Origin of the sequence: Pseudomonas sp. BAV 4579 (assembly GCF_009765395.1) — a bacterium.
Taxonomy (GTDB): domain Bacteria; phylum Pseudomonadota; class Gammaproteobacteria; order Pseudomonadales; family Pseudomonadaceae; genus Chryseomonas; species Chryseomonas aestiva.
In genome coordinates this window covers 1-3,447 of record NZ_WHOV01000253.1, presented here as the reverse complement: position 1 = coordinate 3,447, position 3,447 = coordinate 1, and the positions used below count along the sequence as shown (strand labels likewise).

5 protein-coding genes, 1 pseudogene and 1 riboswitch are annotated in these 3,447 nt (G+C 66.2%); of the genes and pseudogenes, 3 read left to right on the top strand and 3 right to left on the bottom strand.

Going from position 1 to position 3,447, the window contains the following annotated elements; translation table 11 throughout:
• Positions 1 to 187 precede the first annotated feature (187 nt).
• Positions 188 to 525: riboswitch (cobalamin riboswitch) on the top strand.
• 85 nt (positions 526 to 610) lie between these two features.
• From GSQ95_RS25815 to GSQ95_RS25805, 3 genes are read left to right on the top strand one after another with little or no spacing between them, the layout of a single operon-like run.
• Positions 611 to 802 carry a CbtB domain-containing protein gene (locus tag GSQ95_RS25815; protein ID WP_158893933.1) on the top strand — a complete coding sequence of 64 codons (192 nt, stop codon included), beginning with the start codon at positions 611 to 613 and terminating at the stop codon, positions 800 to 802.
• Between the two features lie 12 nt (positions 803 to 814).
• A complete protein-coding gene (locus GSQ95_RS25810; RefSeq protein WP_158893931.1) occupies positions 815 to 1,492 on the top strand; it encodes a CbtA family protein in 678 nt (225 codons plus the stop codon).
• Positions 1,492 to 1,866: a cobalamin biosynthesis protein gene (locus GSQ95_RS25805; RefSeq protein ID WP_158893929.1), complete on the top strand. Its 375-nt coding sequence runs from the start codon at positions 1,492 to 1,494 to the stop codon at positions 1,864 to 1,866. The genes GSQ95_RS25810 and GSQ95_RS25805 overlap by 1 nt, the downstream gene beginning before the upstream one ends.
• Here the strand turns inward: GSQ95_RS25805 and GSQ95_RS25800 are convergent.
• From GSQ95_RS25800 to GSQ95_RS25790, 3 genes and pseudogenes are all read right to left on the bottom strand, one after another.
• A complete protein-coding gene (locus tag GSQ95_RS25800) occupies positions 1,857 to 2,585 on the bottom strand; it encodes a ScpA family protein (RefSeq protein WP_178118441.1) in 729 nt (242 codons plus the stop codon). The two genes, GSQ95_RS25805 and GSQ95_RS25800, sit on opposite strands and share 10 nt — an antisense overlap.
• A gap of 110 nt (positions 2,586 to 2,695) precedes the next feature.
• The gene (locus GSQ95_RS25795; protein ID WP_158893925.1) at positions 2,696 to 3,325 is read right to left on the bottom strand and encodes an L-threonylcarbamoyladenylate synthase; all 630 of its coding nucleotides are present in this window, start codon (positions 3,323 to 3,325) and stop codon (positions 2,696 to 2,698) included.
• Positions 3,322 to 3,447 (bottom strand): annotated as a pseudogene (locus GSQ95_RS25790) (phosphatase); the annotation flags it as partial. The gene GSQ95_RS25795 and the pseudogene GSQ95_RS25790, both read right to left, overlap by 4 nt.

The window sequence follows — 3,447 nt, the reverse complement described above, 5'->3', positions numbered from 1 at the left end:
CGAAAAGGCCTGAGGAAGCGGAGTTTACGAATGGTAAATGAGCATTCCGAAGGCGTTTTCAACGCAGTTGGGCCGACGCGCAGCAGATTATGGGCAGGCTCCTAGAGCACCTCGAAGCCCGACAGGCTACGAGCGCCCCGCCGGGGTGTCAATCGAAGGGGCTTGACCGGTAGCGGAAGCCCGTGGTCTGCTCGCCGTTGCTTCAGGTGTCGCGACTCCGCCATGGGTCGCGGTGAAACGGGAAGCCGGTCCAAGTCCGGCACTGCCCCCGCAACGGTAGACGAGCGCAGGATCACGATGCCACCCGGCCGGCAAGCCTGGGGAAGGCGATCCTAGTAGTCGTACGGGAATGCGGTTTTGAGCGAGCTAGCGCCTGGCAAAGCGGAACCCTGCAAGGAAGCGCAATTTACGAGAGTAAATGAGCACTCCGCGAAGGGCTTCAACGCAGCCAGGCCGACGCGTAGCCAAGACCGCACCTTGAGACCCTCGTGAGTCCGGAGACCGGCCTGTCGCTTTCAAGCAACCCGCGGTGGGCGGTCGTGCTGGACGGCGGCCGCCTGCGGCTCGCTGCCTTGGCGCGTCCCTGCCGCTTCGACTCCGAGGCCTTGCCATGACCGCTACCCGCGCGACAACCGCCCTGCCCCAGCCTCATACCCATACCCGCACCCAACGTCTGACCGCTACCCTGCTCGCCTGCCTGCTCGGCTTGAGCCTGGTGTTCTTGGCGGGCTTCTCCCATGTCGAGGCCCTGCACAACGGCGCCCACGATACCCGCCACAGCGAAGGCTTCCCCTGCCACTAGAAGGAGTTGGCCATGGTCCAGCGTATCGCCTTCAGTGCCGGCGTGGCCGGGCTGCTCGCTGCCCTGTTGCTGAGCGTCCTGCAAAGCCTATGGATGACGCCGCTCATCCTCCAGGCGGAAACCTACGAGATCCAGACCGAAGCCCCGGTCATGGCCGAGCACCAGGGTCACGGCGAGGAAGAAGCCTGGGCCCCGGCAGATGGCTGGCCGCGCACCCTATCGACCTTCGGCGGTAACCTGGTGGTGGCCGTGGGTTTCGGCCTGGTACTCGCCGGCCTGTTCAACCTGCGCGCGCCGAACCGGACCTACCAGGGCCTGCTGTGGGGGCTGGCCGGCTACGCCACCTTCTGCCTCGCGCCGAGCCTGGGCCTACCACCGGAGCTACCCGGCACGGCCGCGGCCGACCTCACCCTACGCCAGGCTTGGTGGATAGGCACTGCCGGTGCCACTGCTGCCGCGCTCGCCCTCCTGGCGTTCGCCCGCCATCCCGGCTTCAAGATCGCTGCCCTTGGGCTACTGGTCATTCCCCATCTACTGGGTGCGCCTCAACCCGTCGCTCATGCGAGCCTGGCACCGGAAGAGTTGCAGCGGCATTTCCAGGTCGCCGTGCTGGCCAGCAATCTGCCCTTCTGGCTGCTCTTGGGACTGGCCTGCAGCTGGCTGTTCCGTCGCCAGGCGCCGCACGGCTGATGGCGCTGGTCCTGGGCCTGGGTTGCCGTCGGGATTGTTCGGTGGAGGAGCTTGCCGAGCTGGCGCAAGAGGTGCTGCAGGAAGCCGGCTGCGACCCCAGCGGCCTGACAGCCCTGGCGACAGTGGACCGGCGACTGCAGGAAAGCGGACTGCAAAGCCTGGCCCAGCGCTGGCGGCTGCCGTTGCACGGCTTCTCCGCCGAACGCCTGGCGCAGCAGCAGGGCGTCGCCTCGCCGAGTCCCGTCGCCTTACAGCACACCGGCAGCCCCAGCGTGGCTGAAGCCGCAGCCCTGGCTGCGGCGGGTGAAGGCGCCCGCCTGTTAGTGAGCAAACGCAAGAGCGCTGCCGCGACGGCCGCCCTGGCCTATGCCTGAGCGATCCCTTCCCCGTCGGCGTCTCTGACCCGGGCGCGGACATGGATGGGGCTGAAGGGCTCGTTCTGCACCAGTTCCACCAGGGATTCCTTGACCAGTTCGAGAATGGCCATGAAGGTCACCACCACACCGAGCCGGCCTTCATCCAGGGTGAACAGCGCCACGAAGGGCACGAAGGCACCCTCCTTGAGGCGCTCCAGCACCTGGCTCATGCGCTCGCGGGTGGACAGCACCTCGCGGGTCACCTGGTGGCTCTCGAACAGGTCGGCGTGGCGCAGGACCTCGCCCATGGCCAGCAGCAACTCGCCCAGGTCCACCTCGGGCAACAGCTTGCGCGCCCGCGCATCCGGCGCCGGCAAGATGGGCACCACGAAGTTGCGGCCTTCGCGCGGCAGCTCATCGAGATCCTCGGCGGCCTTCTTGAAGCGCTCGTATTCCTGCAGGCGGCGGATCAGTTCGGCGCGGGGGTCCTCTTCCTCGGCGTCCAGGCCTTCGGCGCGCGGCAGCAGCATGCGCGACTTGATTTCCGCCAGCATCGCCGCCATCAGCAGGTACTCGGCGGCCAGTTCCAGCTGCACCGCCTTCATCAGCTCGACATAGCTCATGTACTGCCGGGTGATCTCGGCGACCGGGATGTCGAGGATATTGATGTTCTGCTTGCGGATCAGATAGAGCAGCAGGTCGAGCGGTCCCTCGAAGGCTTCGAGAAAGACCTCCAGGGCATCCGGCGGGATATAGAGGTCCTGGGGCAGCTCGGTGAAGGCCTCGCCATAGACCAGCGCCAGGCGCAGCTGCTCGGGTTCGAGCAGCTGGGGGTCCAGGGCTTCGCTCATGCTTCGATCATGAAGGGCGTCGGATCCCCGGCACCGACCCGGATCACTTCCGGCTCGTCGTCGGCCAGGCTGATCACGGTGGACGGCTGCAAGCCACCCGGACCGCCTTCGATCACCAGGTCGACGAAATGCTCGAGACGCTCGCGGATCTCCCAGGCATCGCCCAGGGCTTCGTCATCCCCCGGCAGGATCAGGCTCACGCTCATCAAGGGCTCGCCCAAGGCCTCCAGCAGCGCCAGGGTGATGGGATGCTGGGGCACCCGCACGCCGATGGTGCGCCGCTTGGGATGCAGCAGCATGCGCGGCACCTCGCGGGTGGCATTGAGGATGAAGGTGTAGGGCCCGGGGGTATAGGCCTTGAGCAGGCGGAAGGCACTGGTATCCACCTTGGCATAGATGCCCAGCTCGGAGAGATCGCAGCACACCAGGGTGAAGTTGTGCTTGTCGTCGAGCTGGCGGATGCGGCGGATACGCTCCACCGCGCTCTTCTCGCCGATACGGCAGCCCAGCGCATAGGACGAATCGGTGGGATAGGCGATGACACCGCCGGACCGGATGATTTCCACGGCCTGACGAATCAGCCGCGGCTGGGGATTCTGCGGATGAATTTCGATGAACTGGCTCATTGGGGTTCCCGAATCTGAGGGTATAGCGGTTGACTGAAGCGCGCCCACAGGGGCGGCAGATCTTCGGGCAACGGACGGTACATGCCCAGCTCCGACCACTCGGCCGGCGCATGGAAATCGCT